Raw genomic sequence first — 19,259 nt, 5'->3', positions numbered from 1 at the left:
GATCACACCCAACGGTTGTCGGAGGAGCTCGTGGACCTGGACCTCGGCGCGGTGCGCGCCTTCGTGGCCGTCGCGGACGACCGGTACTTCGGCGACGCGGCCGCCCGGCTCGGCATCAGCCAGCAGGCGGTGTCGAAGCGGATCGCCAGGCTGGAGTCCGACCTCGGCACGGCCCTGCTGCGCCGCACGCCGAACGGCGCCGAGCCGACCGACGACGGCGCGTCCTTCCTCGTGCACGCCCGCGCGGTGCTCGCGCTCGCCGACCGGGCGGTGGAGCTGGTGCGCAGCCGGCACCGGGCGCTGCGGGTGGACGTGCTCGGGACGCGGCTCGCCCCCGTCGAGATCGTCCGGGCGTTCCACGAGACCGTGCCGGACGTGGGCATCGAGATCCTGCGGTCCGGCGGGCTGGCGGGCGCGCTGCCCGCGCTCGCCCGCGGGACGCTCGACGCGTTCTTCGGCCGCGCGGTCGGGGACCTCGGCGGCGTCGAGGCGCGGCCCGTCCTGCTGGAGCCGATCCACGTCCTGGTCGGGCGCGGGCACCCGCTCGCCGCGCGCGACCGGGTGCCGATCGCGGAGCTGGTCGGCCCGCCGCTGTGGGTCCCGGGCGCCGCGCGGGCCGACACCGAGTGGGCCGACTTCTACCGCGCCCTCACCGCCGAGTTCGGCGTGCGCATCGACACGTCCGGTCCCGACTTCGGGCTGGACGCCATGGTGGAGCGGACCGCCGCGTCCCGGGAGCTGATCACGTTCGGCGTCGGCGAGAAGATCCGCGTGCCGTGGCATCCCGGCGTCGTGCAGCTCCCGGTCGTCGACCCCGCCCCGGTGTACCCGTGGTCGCTGCTGTGGCACCCGCGGAACCGGCACCCGGTGCTGCCGCCGCTGCTCGCGTTCGCCCGCGAGGGCTTCCGCCCGTTCCGGCCCGGCCGCGAGTGGCTGCCGGAGCCCGACCGCGCCGCCTTCTCCGTCCCGCCCTCATGATCGGCTGTGTCAGCATGGTGGCGATGGAACAGACGGACCTCGTTCTGGAACTCCTGCACGACGTTTTCGGCGCCGACCTCGTCGGCGCGTACCTGCACGGATCGGCCGTGCTCGGCGGGCTGCGGCCGCACAGCGACGTGGACGTCCTGGCGGTCGTCCGGCGGCCCGCGGCGCGGGCGGAGCGGCGGGCGCTGGTCGCGGGGCTGCTGCCGGTCTCCGGGGGCGCCGCGCGGCCGGTGGAGCTGACGGTGGTCGTGGAGACGGCCGTCCGGCCGTGGCGGTACCCGCCGGTGTGCGAGTTCCAGTACGGCGAGTGGCTGCGGGACGAGTACGAGCGCGGCGCGGTCCCGGCGCCGGAGCCGAGCCCCGACCTGGCGCCGCTGATCACGATGGCGCTGGCCGGGGACGCGCCGCTGTTCGGCCCGCCGCCGTCCCGGGTGTTCGCCCCGGTGCCGCACGCGGACGTCGTCCGGGCGATCACCGGGAGCGTCCCCGGGCTGCTCGGCGAGCTCGACGGCGACGCCCGCAACGTCGTCCTGACGCTGGCGCGCGTGTGGGCGACGGCCGCCACCGGGGAGATCATGCCGAAGGACGCGGCGGCCGCGTGGGCGCTGCCCCGGCTGCCCGCGGAGCACCGCCCCGTCCTGGACCGGGCGCGCGCGGTCTACCTGGGCGAGGAGGACGAGCGCTGGGACGACCTGCGCGCCCGGCTGCGCCCGCACGCCGAGTTCGTCGCCGCCGAGATCGGCCGGGTGTCGCCCTAGGTCCCCCACGTCATGCGCCCGCCGCGCCGCGGAGGCGGAGCCGCCGGGCGAGCAGGCGCAGCGCGCCCGCGGCCAGGCCGGTGACGAGCACGGCGTGCACGGCGAAGCCCAGGGTGCGGACGCGCGCGCTCAGTCCGGCGCGCGCGGCGATCCGGCGGACGCCCGCCCGGTCGCCCTCCCCCGCCACGACCACGCACACGTCCGGGACCGCCGCCGCGATCTCCGGCAACCCTGCCCGACCGCACCCGCCCGCGTACGGACCGTGGTCGCGGGGTAGAGGGCGGTCGTGAGAGGACCCGCCGCGGCACCGGCCGCGCTGCTCGCCGCGACGCTCGCCCTGGGGGCCTGCGGCGGGGACGGCCCGGACGGCCCGGACGCCCCCGGCGCGTCCGGCACCGCGGAGACCCTCACCGCGCCCGGCACCACGCCCCTGCCCGTCACCACCCCCGCCAGCGGCGCCCTCGACCGGGCGGCCGCGACCGCGCTGAAGGCCGCCCCGGGCACCGTGCTGACCTCCGTGGAACGCGAGGGCGACGGCTGGGAGGTGCGGCTCGTCGCCCCGGACGGCGCCGAGCGCGAGCTCACCGTGGACGGCGCGGGCACCGAGGTCGTCCGCGACGAGCCCGAGCCGGAGGACCGGGCCGACCGGGAGGAGAACCTGCGGCGCGTCCGGCGCGCGAAGCTGGACTACCGGGACGCCGCCGACGCGATGCGCGCGACGGTCCCCGGCGCCCGCGTCACCGAGCTGGAGCTCGACGAGCGGCGCGGCGCGCTCGTCTGGGAGGGGGACGCCGTCGGCCCCGACGGCGCCCGCCGCACCGTCGAGATCGACGCCCGCACCGGCCGCGTGCTGCGGCGGTGACCCCGGCGGCGCGCCGCCGGGGGCCCGCTCACTCGAACTCCGTGCCGCCCTTGCGGGTGAGGTAGCCGGGCGAGACGAACTTCGCGATCGCCCGCCCGCCGGTCACCGGGCTGCGGCGCCCCGCGGCGGGCCGCACGACCAGTCCCTCCCGCAGGTGCTCCGCCTTCCCCGACACCGTCTCGCGCCCGCTCGCCAGCTCCATCAGCAGCGCCTCGTCGTACCCGCCCTCGTACAGGACGGGCGCGGCGGGCAGGCCCGCGTCGGCCAGCACCCCGGCCAGCTCCGCCGGGTCGAGCCAGCGCACCGCGCCGTCCTCGCCCGCCACCGCGACGTCGAACGCCGCGTACCCGGGCTCGGCGGCGCCGTAGTGCAGGTCCTGCACGCGGCGGCCGTACACCTCCCCGAACAGGCCCACCCGGGACGCGCCGAACCGCTCCGCGATCTTCGCCGCGGCCTCGACGGCCCCGTGCGCCTCGAGCGTCCGCCAGTACAGGTTCTCGCCGTCGCGGACGAGCGCCAGCGACTTGCCGCCGAACCCCTTCGAGGACACGAACGGCTCGCCGTCCGCGAGCGTGAGCAGGCACGCCGTTCCGTGGATCTTCTCCGTCGCCACGACGGCCTCGCCAGGCTCGAAGATCGTCGGGTACCGCTTGACGTCTTCGATCTCGATCCAGCGGATGAGGTCGGGGGCGGGCACCACCTCGCCCGCCATGTGCACGGGGATCGGCGGCACCCACTTGACGATGCCGAGTTCGTCGGCGAAGTTCCGCCCCTCGGCGTGGGCCGCGGCGAGGTCCGTCCCGTCGAGGGCGCGCGGCCGGCAGACGATGCCCTGCGACAGCTCGCCGCGCAGCCGCACCGCCTTCACGCGGTTCCGGACCGAACCGGCGAGCTTCCCGGTGAGCCCGAGCTCGCCGATCAGTTCGTCCGGGAGCACCGACCCCTCGGGGATATAGACGGCCCAGTCGCCGGTCGCGTACCGGCCCTTCTGCACGACCGCCCTGTACAGCCCCACCTGCGCGAGTTCCAGTGCGTCGGCGTTGTCGTGCGGAAGGACGGTCAGCCGTTCGGCCGTCACGCGCAGCGTCGACATCGGCATTCCCCTTTCCCGTTTTCCGGGCCAAGAATGGCAACCCGCCACTCCCCCAACAACCCATTTACGGCATACGCCCCGCGCCGGCCCGTCCGGCCGCCCGGACGCCGTCACTGGCCGCCCCGGCCGGTCGGCCCGCACCCGCCGCGGGCGAGCGCACCCAGGCGGCGAACGCCTCGACCGTGTCCACGACCGCCTCGAAGCGCAGCGAGTGGAACAGGTCGAACGCGTGCTGCGCCCACGGCAGTTCGGCGTAGACGACCGGACGGGTGCTGGCCTCGCGCAACCGCGCGGTGAAGTCCCGGGCGCTCTCCACCGGGACGATCGTGTCCCGGTCGCCGTGCACCACCAGGACCGGCGGCGCGTCCGGCCTCAGGTGGCCCGTCGGCGACGACTCCTCGCCTTTGCCGAAGTAGGGGCCGTAGTAGCCGTTGAGCACGATGACCCCGGTGACCGACGTGTCCGCGTCCTCGAATCCGGGCTGGAAGGCGGCGTCGCCGGGCGTGAGGCCGGCCAGGAGGGACAGGTGCCCGCCCGCCGAGCTGCCCGAGACGAAGAGGGTCGCCGGGTCCGCGCCGTACTCCCGCCCGTGGCGGCGCACCCACGCGATCACCTTCTTCAGGTCGACCAGGTGGTCGGGGTGGCCCGCGGCCGGGCGCAGCCGGTAGTTCGCGCTGACGACCACCCAGCCCTGGCTCGCGAGCCGGTGGACCAGCGGCATCGACTGCGTGCTCTTCCTCCCCTGCCGGTACTTGCCGCCGTGCAGGTGGATCAGGACCGGCGCGCCGCCCGGACGCGAGCGGTGATGGTAGACGTCGAGGAGGTTGCGCCGCCCGGCATCGCCGTACGCGATGTTGCGCGCCTTCGCCACCGAGCGGGGGCGCACCCGGAACGGCATCGCCAGGATCCGCGCGTACGGCCGGCGCCGGCGCAGCGCCGCGGCGAGGTCGGGGGCGACGGCGGCGCGCCACCCGTCCCCGAGGCCGTCGTCCAGGGCCCGCCGGAGGACCGGGGCGGAGCGGTGGCCGCGCACGGCGATGGCGACGAGGCCGATCGCGACCAGCGCCGCCGCCGTCCAGCCGGACGCGCCGAGATCGCCGGACGCGGCCGTCATCGCCGTGGCCGACGCCAGCAGCGCCAGGCCGAGCTGGGGGATCTCGTTGATCCCCAGATTGAGGACGAAGCCCGCCTCGGCGAGCCCGGCGGGGCGCCGCAGCGGCCACAGGGCCAGCAGGGCGGGCACCCCCACGACGACCAGCGTGATCAGGTATCCGAAGGTCACCGGCGCATCAACTCCCGACTGTCCGTGCCGCGGGCCGGTTCTCCGGCGCGGCCTGCGCGACGACTGTCGCGCCCGGACGGCCGTCCGCACATCCGCCCCCGGACTCCCCCGCCCCCGACTTTGGTAGGGGCCGGGGCGGGCGCGTCCACAAAAACCGGTAGGCGAGGAACGCGAACATTGCGACTATTCCCGGGTGACCAACACTCTTGAGCGTCTCGTCGTGCGGCATGCGCACCGGGTGCCCGTTCCGGACGGCCCGGCGGGCGCGGGCGGCACGGCCGCGCGGCGGTTCGACGCCGCGCTCATGTCCGCCGGGTTCAAGCTGTCGGGCGACCTGCTCGACGCGCTGTCGGGCCTCGCCGGGGACGCCGTCGACGGCCTCGCCGGGCGGGTGCTGCCCGTCGTGCGGGAGATGGTCGGCGACCACGTCCGGCACAACGTCTACTTCCGGGACTTCCCGCACGGCGTGCCCGACACCCTCGACTTCTGGGTGTCCTGCCTGGTGGGCGCGCTCGCCGACCCCGAAGCGGACGTCGAGATCGTGAACGGGTCGCTCAACCTCCTGTCGCTGCCGAAGTACGGGAAGTACCTCCACACCTACGAGGAGATGCTGGCGGCGCACGACGAGCTGGTCGCGGGCGCCGGGGACCGGCTGACCGTCCTGCACGCGGGGCGCCCGGTGGCCGCGGAGGCCGAGCGGCTGTTCCTGGCGCTGGCCGGGAGCGCCACCCCGCTCACCGAGGAGGAGCTCGACGTCCTGCGCGAGCTCGCCGCGCACTGCACCGACGCGGTCCCGGACGCGATCCCCGTGCGGGAGAACCGCGCCCTGATCAACCGGGTGCGGGTGGCCGAGGGCGGCGACCTCCTGCTCGACACGGTCACCGACGTCCTGCGGCTCGCGTGCGCGCTGTCGCTCGGCGACGTCACGCTGGCGGAGCCGACGGAGTTCCTGCTGACCCGCCGCGAGCGCCGCGCGCTCCTCGCGGGCCTGGACGCGGTCGTCCGCGACAGCCCGGCGAAGCTCGGCGACGTGGCCGCGCACCGCGAGCGGTGGAAGCGCCTCGGCGAGCGCCTGCACCCGCACGAGTACCCGCGGTGGCCGCACGCGCGGGACGTCTTCGCGGTGGCGCGCGGGGAGAAGAAGGCGCCGTCGTTCGCCGGCCGGGTCGAGGCCCTGCTCGGCGCGGGCGACGTCCCCGGCGCCGCGAAGCTCGCCGCGAACGCGCCCGGCGTGCTGTTCCGGTCGCTGGACCGGCTGCTGCGCACCGACCCGGACGCGTCCGGCGCGGTGCTCGACGCCGCCGAGGGCGCCGCCGGGCAGGTGTCCGGCCGGGTGCTGCTGTCGGTCCGCGAGCACCTGCTCAACCGGACGAGGAAGGCGAAGGGCACGCGCGTCTTCGCGAACCGCACGGGCCGCGGCGTCGCCCTCCCCGACACCCGGCCGCCGCTCGACCCCGCCGCGTTCCGGCGGCTCAAGGACCTGCTCGACGACGAGGTCCGCAGGCGGCTGCCCGCGCCCGCGCACCTCGTCGTGGACCCGGCCGTCCTCGACGTCGCGCTGCCCCTCAGCGGGAAGGCGACCGCGAGCGGCCTGGGCGTGCTGCCCCGCGGCTCGCTCTCGCCGGTCGACGGGGAGCTGCTGCGGTTCTTCGTCTACTGGAAGCAGCGCGAATACCGCACCGACTACGACCTTTCCGCGCTCATGCTCGACCGCGACTACGGGAACCCGCAGTGGCTGTCGTACACGTCGCTCCGCAAGGTCGGCGGCGAGCATTCCGGCGACATCACCGAGGCGCCGGACGGCGCGTCGGAGTTCATCAACCTGTCGCTGCGAAAGGTCAAAGCATCGTTCGTCATCCCGCAGGTCAACGTCTATTCGGGTGAAGGGTTCGACGACGTCGAGGAATCGTTCTTCGGGTTCATGGTGCGCGACGGCGAGCAGGCGGGCCGTCCGTTCGAGCCGCGGACCGTCCGGATGAAGTCCGACCTGCACGGGCCCGCCCGGGTGGCCCTTCCGCTCGCGTTCGTCCGCGGCAAGGAGGGCGACTGGCACGCCAAGTGGATGCACCTGCACCTGCGCGGCGGGTTCGCGTTCAACGCCGTCGAGGGCAACCGGGTGACGACGGCGACGCTGACCCGCGCGGTCATCGAGCGCCGCTACCTCACCGTCCGATACCTGGTCGATCTCATGGAGCCGCGGCAGCTCACGGTGCTCGACGGGGTTCCGCTGCCGGACGAGCCCGTGACCTTCGTCGGCCTCGACCGTCCCGACGGCCTCCCCGAGGGCTCGGAGGCGTTCACGCTGCGAAATCTGCGCGACCTGATCCCGGCGTGACTGTTAGAATCGTCGCGGCGAGGCCATGAAAGGGCTTCCTTCTCACAACTCTGCAAAAGTTAACCCAGCCCTTTCGCTTTCCTCCCGCGACCGAGGCCACGAAGGAACTTCCTTCTGAAGCATGGTCCAGAGGACCACCGTTTCCCCCAGTTCCTTCACTCCCCTCGGCGAACGGGCACCGCACACCGCGGCGCCCGTTCCCTTTTTCTCCCAGATATATGCCCACATGCTTTTCGGTGAGGCCATGGGAAAGATTTCTTCCCACACCGCTCTGATCCTCACCCTCCCCGCTTTCCTTGCCCCCCGAAAGGGCGGCGCCCGTCTCGCTCTTCCGCGGCCGGTCAGCCGCCGATCCGGGCGAGGTGCTGCCGGACGGTCCGCAGCGCCGGATCGTCCGGCCCGTGCAGGCGCTCGAGGTCGTCGGCGAGGCCGTCCAGCACCTCGACGGCGCCGTCGGTGCGGCCCGCACCGTGCAGCAGCAGGCCGATCTTGCGGCGCAGGTCCAGCACGCGGGCGTCGTCGGCGCCGTGCAGCCGGGTCTGGTCGGCGACCAGGTCGTGGAGCTGGGCGAGAGCGCGGTCGGCGTCGCCGCCGAGCGCGTGGCAGGTGGCCTCCTGCAGCCGCAGCGACAGGACGTTCTCGGCGTCGGCGCCCTCGCGGCGGGCCACGTCCTCGGAGAGGGAGCGGAACGCCGCGGCCGCCGACCGGTAGTCCCCGCCCTGGAACAGGGCGTCCGCGTGGTCTCGGCGCAACGCCATGACCTCGGGGTGGCCGGTGCCGAGGGCGCTCTCCGCCCGGTCGCGGGCCTCGCCGAGCATGCTCGCCGCCTCGCCGAACCGGGAGTCGCGGGCGAGCCGATCGGCGCGCCGCCGGGCGCGGGCGACGTCGCCGAGGTCCAAGTCGCCGCCGGCCGGCGCCGGTCTCGGGACGGGCAGGACGGCCGGGGCCGGCGCGTCCGAGGTGCGGCCGAGGACGTCGGCGTACATGCGGGCGGGGCTGCGCCCGGCGCGGACCGCCCCGGGAAGCTCCCGCATCAAGGCGTGCGGGAGCAGAGCGTCGTACACTTCCTCGGCGGACGCGGGGCGGGCCTCGGGCTGCTTGGCGAGGAGGCGCTGGACCAGGGCGTCCAGGTCCGGCGGGACGTCCGCGCGGAGGCTCCGGACGGGCTTCGGCTTCTCGTAGACGTGGGCGTGCATGAACGACACGTTGTCGGGGCCTTCGAACGGGCCCCGGCCGCCGAGCATCTGGTACAGGACGCAGCCGAGCGAGTACAGGTCGCTCGACGGTCCGGAACGCCCACGGAACTGTTCGGGCGCCATGTACGCGAGGGTGCCGAGCATCTGGTCGGTGCTGGTGAGGCGGGACCGCTCGTCGGCGTCCAGGGCGACGGCCAGGCCGAAGTCCAGGACCTTCACCGCACCGTCCCCGTCGACCATGAGGTTGGCCGGTTTCAGGTCGCGGTGCACGAGCGTCTTACCGTGCGCGTAACCGAGGACGGCGCAGACCTGCGCGGCGATCGCGGCGGCCCAGCCGATCGGCAGCGGGTCGTGCTCGGCGACGAGGTCGGCGACGTTGACGCCGTCCACCAGTTCCATCACCAGGTAGAGGCGCCCCTCGAACGGGCCTGACTCCACCTTGTCCGCGTCGTAGAGGACGGGCACGCCCGGGTGCGCCATCCGCGCGGTGAGGCGGTACTCGCGACGGAACCGCCTGATCAGTTCGTCATCGCCGTCGACGCGGACGAACTTGACGGCGACACGCCGCCCCAGCCGGGTGTCGGTGGCCCCCCACACCTCCCCCATCCCGCCCTTGCCGATGTGGACGTGATCGAGTTCGTACCTGCCGGCGATCGTCGTCACGCCGGTATTCAATCGTCCCGACGGGCTCTTTGACCAGCGGGGTCCGCGTTCCCGACTCTCATGGTCGGGGACGGTGCATGCGCTGCAGGGTGCCCGCGGAGCAGAGCGCGTCGACGTGCTCGGCGGCGCGCACCGGCGCGGTGCCGCCGCGGACGAGGAGGCCCGCCTCGATGTTGTCGTGGACGCCCGACTGGGTGAGGTTCGCACTGGAGACGAGCAGTTCGCGGCGGTCCGCCACGGCGATCTTCGCGTGCAGCCGGCCGGTGTCGTCGGGACGGCGGTCGACCGGCCAGTGCCACAGCTCAACGCCGAGCCCGTGGAAGGCGGCGGCGGGCTCCGCACCGGAGATCGCGCTCCCGGCGCCCTGCAGGGTCTCCACGACGACGCGGACCCGGACGTTTCGCGCGACGGCGGCGGCGAGGGCGGCGCGCAGCGGGGCGTAGCGGCGCGCGGAGTACGTCATCAGCAGCAGCTCGTGCCGGGCACGGCCCACGACCTGGGCGAGGACCTGCGCGGTGGCGCGGACCGGAACGGCGTGGCCGGTAGGCCCGCTCCACACCATGTCCACCCGGACCGCCGCCTCCCGGTGCGCGAGCGCCGTCGCCATGCCCCGCAGGTACGCGGCGACGTCCCCGGCGGGGAGGCGGCGGGCGGCGTCGGTGATGCGCGCGGCCGCGTCGGCGAACTCGGCGCCGAACCCGGCGGGGCCGAGCCCGGCGCCGTCCCGCTCGAAGCGGGCGGCGAGGGTCCGCAGCCGGGACGGTCCGAGCCGGGCGGCGTCGTCCCCGACGGCCGCGTCGAACCGGTCGAGCGGGGTCGTCACGGCACGTCCGGGTAGAGGGCGAGGCCGCTGTCGTCGACGGGCACGAGGAAGCGTCGGTCGAGGAACTTGTTGCCGCGCTCGCAGGTCGTCTCGGAGACGAACAGGCAGACGTGGCAGGCCGCGCCGTGCAGGAAGTCCGCCGGGTGCCGCGGGAGCCGCTCGGCGCACAGCGGGTCGGACGAGCAGTGCCGCGCGTCGGTGAGGGCCCGCCGGGTGAGCCGGACGAGCTGCTCCGGTTCCGCGAGCGACACCAGCCCGCCGAGGGTGCCCTCGGCGTCCGGCACGGCCGTGTAGATGAGGATGCCGCCGCGGTGCGGGTCGTCCTCGGTGCCGGAGTAGATCCGTTCCGACAGGCTCGCCGAGCTGTACCCGCACTCCAGCGAGATGGTGCGGATCAGCAGGTGGGAGAGGGTGTGCAGCGCGATGAAGCGGGCGCCGGGCCAGTGCGCGGTCTCGTCGAAGTCGGCCATGGACGCGATCCGGTCGGAGTATCGGTTGCGGCGGTGCCGCGCGTACGCCTCGTGGTGCGCCCTGAGCGCGTCGGAGTCGGCGACGCGCTTCTCCCAGTCCTGCAGCAGCTCCTCGGGGACCCGCAGGAAGATCCCCTCGCCGCGCACCTCGCTGGCGGGCACCCATTCCGGGTTGCCACGGGCGAGCTTGACGAGCTCCACCAGGTCCGGGTCGTCGGGGTCGGGGGCGTCCAGCCGGGTGAAGCCGATCAGCGCCCGCACCTCGCGGAGCCGCTCGGCCTGCACGACGTCCGAGAAGACACCGCCCAACTCGTCCGGTACCCCCGCGGGGTCGCGGCGGAGGGTGAGGTCGGCGTCCGGGTCGGGGGTCGGGCCGGAGAACATCTCCCATTCGGCGGTGCGCAGGTCCGGATATCCCTTGGTCTCCTCCTTGGCGTCGCTCTTCTTCTCAAGGCGGGCCTTGTGCCTTTCGACCGCCTCGGCGAGCTCGTCATCGTCCCACTGGTCGAACTCCTTGAACACCGGCATGTTCTCCCGCAGCAACGGGTACATTTCCACGGCGAACGGGCTGATGACCGTCCAGTACTTCTCGACTTTCGCGTCCAGCGCGCTCGCGCCGGCCCGCGGGACGAACAGCGCGGACAGCGTGTTCGCGAACCACTGGTTGGACGCGCCGACGACCAGCAGCTTCGGCGGACGGCCGCAGCCGCCTGTGTCGAACGTCGCCAGGTGCGGGTGGCGGCCCCGGCAGCGCGGCAGGTTCTCCTCGCCGCGCTTGCCCTGCGCCTCCCGGATGTTGCGGCGCTCCCCGCAGTTGACGCACGACAGCTCGACGTTCGCGCCGAGGTTGCCGCCCCGGTCGTCCATCCGCAGCCGCGGGTGGCTCGCCTTCGGGCACGCGTCGCCGTGGTGCACGAAGAACCCGTACGGGAACTCGTCGAGGTGCCCGTTGGTGCAGGACAGGACGAACCGGGCGGCGACCGCGAGCGGCTTCTTCCGCTTGCACTTGGCGTGGTAGAACCGCGCCTCGTGCGGCCGGTGGATGTTGGTGTTCTCGAACCCGAACACGCCCGAGTCGAGGGCGCCGAGCTCGTTGCACGCCGTACAGCGGAGCCAGCTCGGGAACGGTGTGACCGGCACCCCGACTTTCGCGGCCTGCCCGGTCGGGTCCTTCTGGCTCGGCTCCATCCAGGGCGCCGGCATGAGCTTCTGGACGCTCTTGCCGATGGTGTACTGGACGGCCGCCAGCAGGCGCGGCTCGTTGATCGCCTGCGAGTTCGGGACGTTCTTGTGGCTCCAGTCGTCCAGCCCCTTGACCAGGGCGGAGAAGTTCGGCAGGTCGACGAGGGCGCCGACGCCACTGGTGAACATCAGGTGGCTCGGACGGACGGTGCCGACCCGGCGGTGGAACAGCGCGCTCCCGGTCATGGTCAGCCTTCCTCGCCGCTCTGGGGGGCTTCGGTCGCGGCGTCCGTGTCGGATTCCGCCGCCCCGAACGTCCACGGAGGCTCGTGGAACGTGGGGGCGAACACGGCGTCGACGCCCGGGAACAGCAGGTTGATCTCGTTCTCGGTCTCCCGCATGGACATGCCGACCGTCATCGTCTGCCAGCTGCCGTTCCCGGCGGGCCGGAGCAGCGCCCGCGTCGTCTGCTTGTTCCTGGTGGTATCCCGGTAGCCGAGCCGGACCGAGCCGTGCCCCTGCTCCCGCTCCCACGTGTCCAGGACCGTCTGGATCCGCTCCTCCAGGTAGCTGCGCCCGCGCTCGTGGGCGACGGCCTCGGCGCGGTGCAGCATCCGCTCGATGATCACCTGGACGCGCGGGTCGTACCTGTCGACGACCTGCGCATCCCCGTTGCGGGAGTGCTCCTCCGCGCTGTGCCGGATAGCGGCGACCAGCGCGGCGGCCGTCCCGCGGTCCAGCGACCTGCGCGTGTACGGGGTGACCGACAGCGCCTCCACCTGCCGGTAGAAGGTGGCGTGGTAGTGCTCGAAATCCTCGTAGTGGGCCAGGTCGCGGGGCCGGGACCAGTTGTAGAGGGTGACGACGAGGCCCGGGCGTGCCGCGTCGCGACCGACGCGCGACGACGCCTGGATGTACTCGGCGGTGTTCTTCGGCTGCCCGACCATCACCATCAGCCCGAACCTGGAGACGTCCACCCCGACCTGGAGCATGGACGTCGCCAGCACCACGTCCACCGGCTGCAGCCCGGCGTCCTTGCGGTCGGCGAACCGCTTCGCGAGGAAGTGCATCGGCGCGGCCGTCTTGCGGGCCTTGGAGTCCCGGCTCTCCCGGTAGTAGCGCGCCTGTTCGGCGGGCGCGTCGTAGCGGCGCGCGGACGTGTCGAGTTCGGGGTCGAAGCCGTGCTCCAGCCGTTTCAGCACGTCGCTGATGTCGCCGGACGAGATCCGCGACGTCAGTTCCTGGACGGTGAGCATGCCGCTGCGGGTGACGATCCGGTCCGACAGGCCCCTCGGCTTGCCGCCCCGGCGGACGCGCGTCGTCACGTCGTCGTCCAGGTAGCGGCGCATCCCCGCCAGCTCCCGGGTCGCGTTGAAGTAGCCGACCATCGTCATGTACGGGTCGGCGGGCTTCCCGTACCGGTCGTACAGCGTCTGCCCGGCCAGCAGCAGGATCTCCGCCAGCCGGATCTCCGCCGACTTGATCCGCACACCGTGCGCGCAGACGCCCAGGTAGCGGCGGCCCGGCGTCTGCGGCGTGAGCGGCTCGCGCCGGGAGAAGAACGTGTCGGCGACGTCGGTGACCTGCGGCGGGAACACCGCCAGCTCCCGGCCGAACACGCCGCTGACCTGCTCGCGCGCCCGCTTCGTCGTCGCCGTGGACGCCACGATCTTCGGCCCCGTCCGGCCTTGCGCGTACGGCCACGCGGTCAGCTCCGCGACGGCCGACTCGAACAGCCCGACCGTCGTGCCGAGCGCGCCGGAGATGAGGTGCAGCTCGTCCTGGATGATCAGGTCCGGCGGGCGGAGCCGGGGGACGGGGTTCGCGGTCACCGCGGGCAGCCCGCCCTTGCTCGGGTTGTGCCGACTGGCGCAGTTCGTCCTGTCGTCCAGATCGCCGTGGCGGTAGCCGTGCCGCGGGCAGTGGCTATGCACCCGCCCGAACAGGATTCCGGCGTAACCCTGCCACGGGAGCTGCGCGAGCTTGTCGACGGTGGCGATGACCAGGCTCGGCGCGTACCGGTAGATCTCCTCGTCGACCGTCAGGATCGGCAGGCCCTCACCGCTCGCGAGCCGCTTCGAGAACGGGCACGCGTCCGTCCCCTCGCCGCGCGGGCAGTACAGCAGGACGCGCCGCCGCTCCTCGTCGAGGTCCAGATCTCGGTGTGCCTGCAGCTTCTCCCCGCACCACGGGCAGGCGAGCGTCTGCAGGACGTTCGCGCGGTTCGAGTTCCCGGAGTCGCGGGCCTCGATGACCTGGTCCTTCGCCTGCTCGTACCAGTTCGGGGACACGCCCGCCCCCACCCACAGACCGATCCGGAACCGCTCGTCGCCCCACACGTCCGGGTCGCGGGCGCGCAGCGTCTCCGCCGCGCACACCAGCGCGGCGGCCCGCTGGAACTGCTGCGCGGTGAGCAGCCGCAGCGTGTACCGCATGAGGACGGCGACGCCGGCGAGGCCGTCGCGGGCGTCCTCCCCGGTGCCGAGGGTGCGTTGCAGCCGCCGGATCGCGAACGTGTACGCGGTCAGGCCGAGGTACGCCTCCGTCTTGCCGCCGCCGGTCGGGAAGAACAGCAGGTCGACCAGGGCGGTGTGGTCGGCGGCGCGCTCGGCGTGCGCCGGGTCGGTGAGGGACGGCAGGTTCAGCAGGACGAACGCGAGCTGGAACGGGCGCCAGCTCGCGGCCGCCGACCCCCTCGCATCGATCTCCGCCATGGCCTCCGCGAAGCTCCACCCCTCCTCGCGCAGCGGGACGAGCGCGGTGCGGCGGCGCTGCAGGGCCATCGCCTCGTTCGTGAACCGGAAGGCCCGGACGGCCTCGTCGTGCCGGGGGCTCGCGGGGTCGGACAGCAGCTCGACGCCCGCGGCGATGCGCTGCGCGGCCCGGCGCGCGTCGTGGACGGCCCGCTGCGCCGTGGGCCGCAGGGGCTCGGGCAGCCCCGGGATCTCGGCGTCCCGCTCGTCGAGCCACGCACGGTAGCCGTCGACGAGGGGCCGCAGCCCCGCCCCGAGCTGCTCCGCGGTGGCCTCGGCGAGGGCGTCCATCCGCAGCTCGACGTCCTCGAGCCCGGCCTTCGGCGTCGTCGTCATCGGCACGTCGTACACCGGCAGCCAGGTGGTCGTGAGCCGGTGCGCGACCCGCTCTCCCGGCGCGACGTCGGCGTGCACGGCCACGTTCCGTCCGCTGGCGTACCGGCGTTCGTGCCGGTAGAGGAGCCGCAGGTGCATCTCCTCGGGGTCGTCGGCGACGGCGGCGAGGCCGTCGGCCGGGTCGTCCACGGGGAGGAACACGGCTTTCGCGCCGTCCAGCGCGGTCACCGTCAGCTCCGGCTGGAACAGCCACGCGGTGTCCTTGCCGCTCGCCGGCTCCGACTGCTGGTTCACGAGCGCGATCTCCGCGACGCGCCGCCCGTCGCGCGCCCGCACCGTGACCGCGAGCAGGACGCCGGGGTCGCTGTCCCGTTCCGCCGTGAGCGGGATCCGGTAGGCGCCATCGGCGTCCAGCCGCACCTCCTTCTCGCGCTCCACCGGCTCGCGGACCCAGACGCGCGGCTTCTTGCCGTCCTCGTCCTCCCGCTCCTGCCGGTCGTACCGCCCCCATTTGGCAGTGACGACGACCGCGTCGACGTCCTCGGGGACGCAGAACGACAGGCCCATGGACGACGCCCAGATGCGCCCGAGTGCCTGCGGGGTGACGACGTCGGGCAGCTCCCCCTCCCGCGCGTCGCCCTGGACCCCGGCCTCGGTGTCGGGCACCTCGTCGGCGTTCTCCAGCACCGACAGGGGCTCGTTCTTCGGGCCGAGCATCCCGACCAGGTACCGCTCCCGCGGCCCCATCGCTTTCGGCGCGAACTCCTCCCTCGGCCCGTCCCACGGCCCCAGCAGGTCTCGGCGGACCAGTTCCTCCAGCTCGTCGCGCACCTCGAACGACGAGCCGTCGGCGAATGACTGCGGGACGTCCAGCGGCGGCACCGGCGGGCCGTCGTCGCCCTTCACCAGCGTGAGCTGCTCGTCGGCGGGGTTGGGGAACAACCCCTCGCTGCTCTCGTTCACGGTGCGCCTCCACCTACGGGGGTCGATGTCGTGTACACGATACACAAGCACATACCTATGACATCGCGTGTTCACACCCTGCCGCCGCCGCTACCCGGCCAGCGGTTCAACGCCAACAAGGTCCCATATCAGTCAAGGCCGAAGTACCGAGTGGCCACGTCGATGGTGAACCGCGCACGGAGCTTGCACGCGGAGTTCTGGTTGGCGAACATGCCCGCCGTCCACAGCGCATCCTCGTGCGGGACGGTCTTGAGCCAGTCCACGGCGACGACCCACTCCCGGCGATCCTGCCCGTCCTGGGGCTGGTGGTCGTGCCGGTAGGCGGCGGCGAGCTCCAGATCCGTCATCTTCCGCACCGAGCCGTCGACGACCAGCTCCGCCTCGTCGAACGGCCGCGCCTCCCGCGACACCGTGCCGACCCCGACATACCCGACCTTGGGGATGTGCACGAAGACCCGGTCCCCGACCGGGAGGGCCCGGAGCGTCCGCGAGAACCAGTCGCCACCCCCGGCCGACACGAACCCGTACCGCCGCGCGTCCAGCCAACTGCGGACGCCGCCCTCCTCGCCGAACGAGACGTACCAGTCCTGCCCGTTCCACGGCTCCTTCTTGCCCTGGCCCTTGGACTCCGCCGCCGACGCGGTGACGACGGCCTCGTCCATCAACCACGTCCGCGCCAGGTACTTGCGCCCCTGGTCCTCGAAGTAGCGGAAGAACATCACGTTGATCGGCACGTTCCGCCGCGCCAGGTAGGTCACGATGCGCTCCGTGGACGCGTCCACCTCTCCGGCGACCACGGTCAGCGTGTGCGCGGTGTTCAGGGCTTCGGGAGGGCTCGCACCGAACCGCTCCGCGAACGCCTGATCCAGGTCCGTGCCGGCACCGCTCGTCCTGATGTACCCGGCGAAGATCTCGCGAATGTCCTCGTTGGAGAGGTCCTGCACCCACGAGCCGTAATCCAGGAGCTGCGCCATGACCTCGCGCGGCGTTCGATCCCGTTTGAGTTCGAGTATGTGGAGCGTCCCCTCGGCGTCCAGTCCGAGCAGGTCGATGAACTTGCCGTACTCGGTCCGCACCTGGCGGCCGATGAGCAGCAGCGGCGTCCCCAGGATCCCCGGATCGGCCTCGATGAGCTCCTCGAGCCGCGCCTCCAGCGGCATGGACGACAAAGCGACCCGTTCCGGCGCACCATCGACACGCCACAGCCCGATCTCCAGCGACACCGCGTTTCCTTTCGCCCCACCGACCTGAGACAGCAAAGCTACCCCCTGGGGAATCGCCCTCTCGATTCCACTCAGCCGGTGCCATACTTCGGCCATGCCCGAGAAGCGAACGGCCAGGCTGCCCCACCCGGCAATTCGGATCGGCTTTTATTTGGCTTTCGGACTGCTGTGGGACGCCCTGGTGAAGATCGGCGACCCGGAAGAGTCCTGGACCACGATCGCGGTGTTCAGCCCGCTCATGGCACTGGGATTCGATTGATCTTCGACTAGTGGCTCCGCCGCCGCGCCGGCAAAGCGGAGATGGACGACCTGTTCCGTTGACCGCCCCGTCCCGAGCTCGCCGCCGCCGCGGCCCGGGACGGGCCGACCGTCGTCAGAAGAGTTCGAGCACGATCTGCACCGTGGCGAGGAGCAGGGCGGCCAGCTCCACGTAAGGCCCCCACGTCGAGACATCCCGCCGAATCGCGTCCCAAAGCCGACGCGCATTGTCCCGGCACTTGATGAGCATGATGATGAAGTCCTCCCGTCGCCCGACCTCCTCCGGGCCGGTGAACCTGATCCGAATGGTTCAGCCGATTTCCGGCGATCAGCACGGCGAGATGCGGCAGGCTTGTACACGGCGTCGCCTGGCGCGACGGGGGATGGACGGGTTTTCCGGTGGACGTTCAGTCCGGATCCGGAGTCCGAAGGTGAGGGGACGCGGGATGGGCAGTCCGGAACCGGGGGCCGCCGAGCGCTTCGCCGCCGCACTGCGCGACCTGTACGACGCGGCGGGCCGTCCGATCTACGCCGAACTCATCCGGCAGGGACAGGCACAGAAGCCGCCGATCCGGCTCCGCGACGCCTCACTGAGCGACTGGCTCTCCGGCAAGAGCACCCCGTCCAACCCGGCGGCGGTCCACTTCCTCGTCACCTACCTCCAAGGACGAGCCGACGGCCACCCCCTCCGCACCCGCACGGAGTGGGAAGGCCTCTTGGACGAGGCGCAACGGGAACGATGCAGGAAAAGGGGCGGCCGCCCCGCAGCCCGGCCACGCCCCACTCTCGAAGCCGATCCGTTGCCCGAAGCGCTCCTGAGCCTCCTCCGTATGCTGCGCCAGGCCACCGAGGATCTCCCCTACCGGCAGCGCCGAAGCGTCCGGTTGCCGCTGTCGGGCGTATACGTCCGACAGACCGTGACCACAACTCCCGCGATGCCCGACGACCTTCGATATCAGTGCCGAAAAGGTTCACTGTTGGATGGTCGGGCGCGTGCATAGGAAATGGTGACCGTGGTCACGTTGGTCACTGACAGGTAAGTATCCTCCCCACTAGGGTACTGAACAGCGTGAGTCACGGCTACCGCTGCCGCAGTCGCGTCGTCCGCCTAGCTTGTGCGCGAGGAGGGTTTCTGTGTCTGTTAACCAGTACGAGCGCGCGTTTCGCACATGGCCGTTCTTGACTACGAGGGCGTCGCAACGGTCGAAGGTCACCTACACCGAGCTGGCGGAGCATCTGGGTATTCATCCGCGGCCGCTTCGCTATGTGCTGGCCGTGATCCAGGACTGGTGCTTGCACGAGCATAAGCCGCCACTAACCATCCTCGTTGTCAACCAGAGCCGTGGACAGCCCGGACAGGGGTTCATTGCGTGGGATGCCACCCGCCTCGATGAAGGCTACGAAGAGGTCTTCGCATATCCGTGGCTCACTCTCCCCAATCCGTTCCAGTTCGCGGCGCAAGACTCCACCCCTGCGGAGCTAGCTCGCGCCGTCATCAATAACCCCCACGATGCGGGAGAGGTGTACCGGAAGGTCAGAGATCGAGGCATCGCCCAGGTCATCTTCCGCCTCGCGCTCCTGGATGCCTACCGACAGCAGTGTGCCTTTTGCGGGCTTTCACTAAAAGCCGCGCTCCAAGCAGCCCACATCATCCCGTGGAACGACGCAAACGCCGAGCAACGCATATCGCCTGTCAACGGCTTGCTGCTGTGCTCCACTCATCACGCGCTATTCGACAACGGGATCCTCGGCATCTCAATTGACCGGCGAATCGTGTGTCACCACGCTAAGGTACCTAGCCAAAGATGGACTGACGCAGATAAGCGCATCGCCGCGGATCTTCATGGGCAGGACGTGAGGCTTCCGGTCGATGTGCGCCTGTGGCCGTCTGATGATGTCCTCGCGTACCAAGGGAAGTCACACTAGTGGCGTGCGCCCGTGGATCTGTGGCGATCGGCTCGTGATTGCAAGCCGCATCAATTGTCAGTTGACAGACATCTTCCCCGAAGCCGAACGAGCGCATGCCCGCACGACGACCGCGTCCAGCGGACACGCCAACGGACGGACGGCCCGCGCAC

16 protein-coding genes are annotated in these 19,259 nt (G+C 72.3%); 7 read left to right on the top strand and 9 right to left on the bottom strand.

What is annotated here, in order from left to right:
- Nucleotides 1–15: 15 nt before the first annotated feature.
- Nucleotides 16–978, top strand: coding sequence for a LysR family transcriptional regulator (locus DMH08_RS13970; protein WP_199747781.1), 963 nt, complete (start codon nucleotides 16–18; stop codon nucleotides 976–978).
- 23 nt (nucleotides 979–1,001) lie between these two features.
- Nucleotides 1,002–1,742: an aminoglycoside adenylyltransferase family protein gene (locus DMH08_RS13965; RefSeq protein ID WP_125614458.1), complete on the top strand. Its 741-nt coding sequence runs from the start codon at nucleotides 1,002–1,004 to the stop codon at nucleotides 1,740–1,742.
- A 10-nt stretch (nucleotides 1,743–1,752) separates the two neighbouring features.
- On the opposite strand, the gene DMH08_RS13960 is transcribed toward DMH08_RS13965, so the two are convergent.
- Entirely contained in the window at nucleotides 1,753–1,971 is a 219-nt protein-coding gene (locus DMH08_RS13960) for a hypothetical protein (protein ID WP_125614455.1), read from the bottom strand.
- 57 nt (nucleotides 1,972–2,028) lie between these two features.
- On the opposite strand from DMH08_RS13960, the gene DMH08_RS13955 reads away from it, so the two are divergent.
- Entirely contained in the window at nucleotides 2,029–2,604 is a 576-nt protein-coding gene (locus DMH08_RS13955; protein ID WP_125614452.1) for a PepSY domain-containing protein, read from the top strand.
- Nucleotides 2,605–2,632: 28 nt separating this feature from the next.
- On the opposite strand, the gene DMH08_RS13950 is transcribed toward DMH08_RS13955, so the two are convergent.
- Together DMH08_RS13950 and DMH08_RS13945 are read right to left on the bottom strand one after the other, a co-directional pair.
- Nucleotides 2,633–3,697 (bottom strand): RNA ligase (ATP), encoded by a 1,065-nt coding sequence (locus tag DMH08_RS13950; RefSeq protein WP_125614450.1) that lies wholly within the window; start codon nucleotides 3,695–3,697, stop codon nucleotides 2,633–2,635.
- A 64-nt stretch (nucleotides 3,698–3,761) separates the two neighbouring features.
- Nucleotides 3,762–4,979 (bottom strand): alpha/beta hydrolase, encoded by a 1,218-nt coding sequence (locus DMH08_RS13945; protein WP_199747780.1) that lies wholly within the window; start codon nucleotides 4,977–4,979, stop codon nucleotides 3,762–3,764.
- Nucleotides 4,980–5,172: 193 nt separating this feature from the next.
- On the opposite strand from DMH08_RS13945, the gene DMH08_RS13940 reads away from it, so the two are divergent.
- Nucleotides 5,173–7,314 carry a TerD family protein gene (locus DMH08_RS13940; protein WP_125614447.1) on the top strand — a complete coding sequence of 714 codons (2,142 nt, stop codon included), beginning with the start codon at nucleotides 5,173–5,175 and terminating at the stop codon, nucleotides 7,312–7,314.
- Nucleotides 7,315–7,655: 341 nt separating this feature from the next.
- On the opposite strand, the gene DMH08_RS13935 is transcribed toward DMH08_RS13940, so the two are convergent.
- From DMH08_RS13935 to DMH08_RS13915, 5 genes are all read right to left on the bottom strand, one after another.
- Nucleotides 7,656–9,173, bottom strand: a complete 1,518-nt coding sequence (locus DMH08_RS13935) for a serine/threonine-protein kinase (protein WP_233617579.1) — start codon at nucleotides 9,171–9,173, stop codon at nucleotides 7,656–7,658.
- Between the two features lie 58 nt (nucleotides 9,174–9,231).
- Complete coding sequence (gene drmC / locus DMH08_RS13930; protein WP_125614444.1) at nucleotides 9,232–9,996, bottom strand: DISARM system phospholipase D-like protein DrmC; 765 nt, start codon at nucleotides 9,994–9,996, stop codon at nucleotides 9,232–9,234.
- Entirely contained in the window at nucleotides 9,993–11,894 is a 1,902-nt protein-coding gene (drmB, locus tag DMH08_RS13925; protein ID WP_125614441.1) for a DUF1998 domain-containing protein, read from the bottom strand. The genes drmC and drmB overlap by 4 nt, the downstream gene beginning before the upstream one ends.
- A 2-nt stretch (nucleotides 11,895–11,896) precedes the next feature.
- A complete protein-coding gene (drmA, locus tag DMH08_RS13920) occupies nucleotides 11,897–15,700 on the bottom strand; it encodes a DISARM system helicase DrmA (RefSeq protein WP_125614438.1) in 3,804 nt (1,267 codons plus the stop codon).
- 128 nt (nucleotides 15,701–15,828) lie between these two features.
- Nucleotides 15,829–16,923, bottom strand: a complete 1,095-nt coding sequence (locus tag DMH08_RS13915) for an endonuclease NucS domain-containing protein (RefSeq protein WP_125614404.1) — start codon at nucleotides 16,921–16,923, stop codon at nucleotides 15,829–15,831.
- 94 nt (nucleotides 16,924–17,017) lie between these two features.
- Here DMH08_RS13915 and DMH08_RS40115 point away from each other — a divergent pair, with 94 nt between their 5' ends.
- Nucleotides 17,018–17,182, top strand: coding sequence for a hypothetical protein (locus DMH08_RS40115; RefSeq protein WP_157432880.1), 165 nt, complete (start codon nucleotides 17,018–17,020; stop codon nucleotides 17,180–17,182).
- A 114-nt stretch (nucleotides 17,183–17,296) separates the two neighbouring features.
- Here the strand turns inward: DMH08_RS40115 and DMH08_RS42370 are convergent, their stop codons facing one another.
- Nucleotides 17,297–17,431: a hypothetical protein gene (locus tag DMH08_RS42370; RefSeq protein ID WP_267898544.1), complete on the bottom strand. Its 135-nt coding sequence runs from the start codon at nucleotides 17,429–17,431 to the stop codon at nucleotides 17,297–17,299.
- Between DMH08_RS42370 and DMH08_RS13910 the strand changes: the two genes are divergently transcribed.
- Both DMH08_RS13910 and DMH08_RS13905 read left to right on the top strand, forming a co-directional pair.
- Nucleotides 17,424–18,182, top strand: coding sequence for a hypothetical protein (locus DMH08_RS13910; protein ID WP_125614401.1), 759 nt, complete (start codon nucleotides 17,424–17,426; stop codon nucleotides 18,180–18,182). The genes DMH08_RS42370 and DMH08_RS13910 overlap by 8 nt on opposite strands.
- Nucleotides 18,183–18,315: 133 nt before the next feature.
- Complete coding sequence (locus DMH08_RS13905) at nucleotides 18,316–19,107, top strand: HNH endonuclease (RefSeq protein WP_158642303.1); 792 nt, start codon at nucleotides 18,316–18,318, stop codon at nucleotides 19,105–19,107.
- Nucleotides 19,108–19,259: the final 152 nt, after the last annotated feature.

The sequence above is a fragment of the Actinomadura sp. WAC 06369 genome, from assembly GCF_003947565.1.
In the GTDB taxonomy this organism is placed as follows: domain Bacteria; phylum Actinomycetota; class Actinomycetes; order Streptosporangiales; family Streptosporangiaceae; genus Spirillospora; species Spirillospora rifamycini.
The sequence above is the reverse complement of the archived record's forward strand: the minus strand, read 5'-3'. Positions and strand labels throughout refer to the sequence as shown.

Bases quoted from the DNA above. Each gene is read 5' to 3' on its own strand.
- DMH08_RS40115 (WP_157432880.1), top strand. From the start codon at position 17,018: ATGCCCGAGAAGCGAACGGCCAGGCTGCCCCACCCGGCAATTCGGATC.
- DMH08_RS13910 (WP_125614401.1), top strand. From the start codon at position 17,424: ATGAGCATGATGATGAAGTCCTCCCGTCGCCCGACCTCCTCCGGGCCG.
- DMH08_RS42370 (WP_267898544.1), bottom strand. From the start codon at position 17,431: ATGCTCATCAAGTGCCGGGACAATGCGCGTCGGCTTTGGGACGCGATT.
- DMH08_RS13950 (WP_125614450.1), bottom strand. From the start codon at position 3,697: ATGTCGACGCTGCGCGTGACGGCCGAACGGCTGACCGTCCTTCCGCAC.
- DMH08_RS13965 (WP_125614458.1), top strand. From the start codon at position 1,002: ATGGAACAGACGGACCTCGTTCTGGAACTCCTGCACGACGTTTTCGGC.
- drmB (WP_125614441.1), bottom strand. From the start codon at position 11,894: ATGACCGGGAGCGCGCTGTTCCACCGCCGGGTCGGCACCGTCCGTCCG.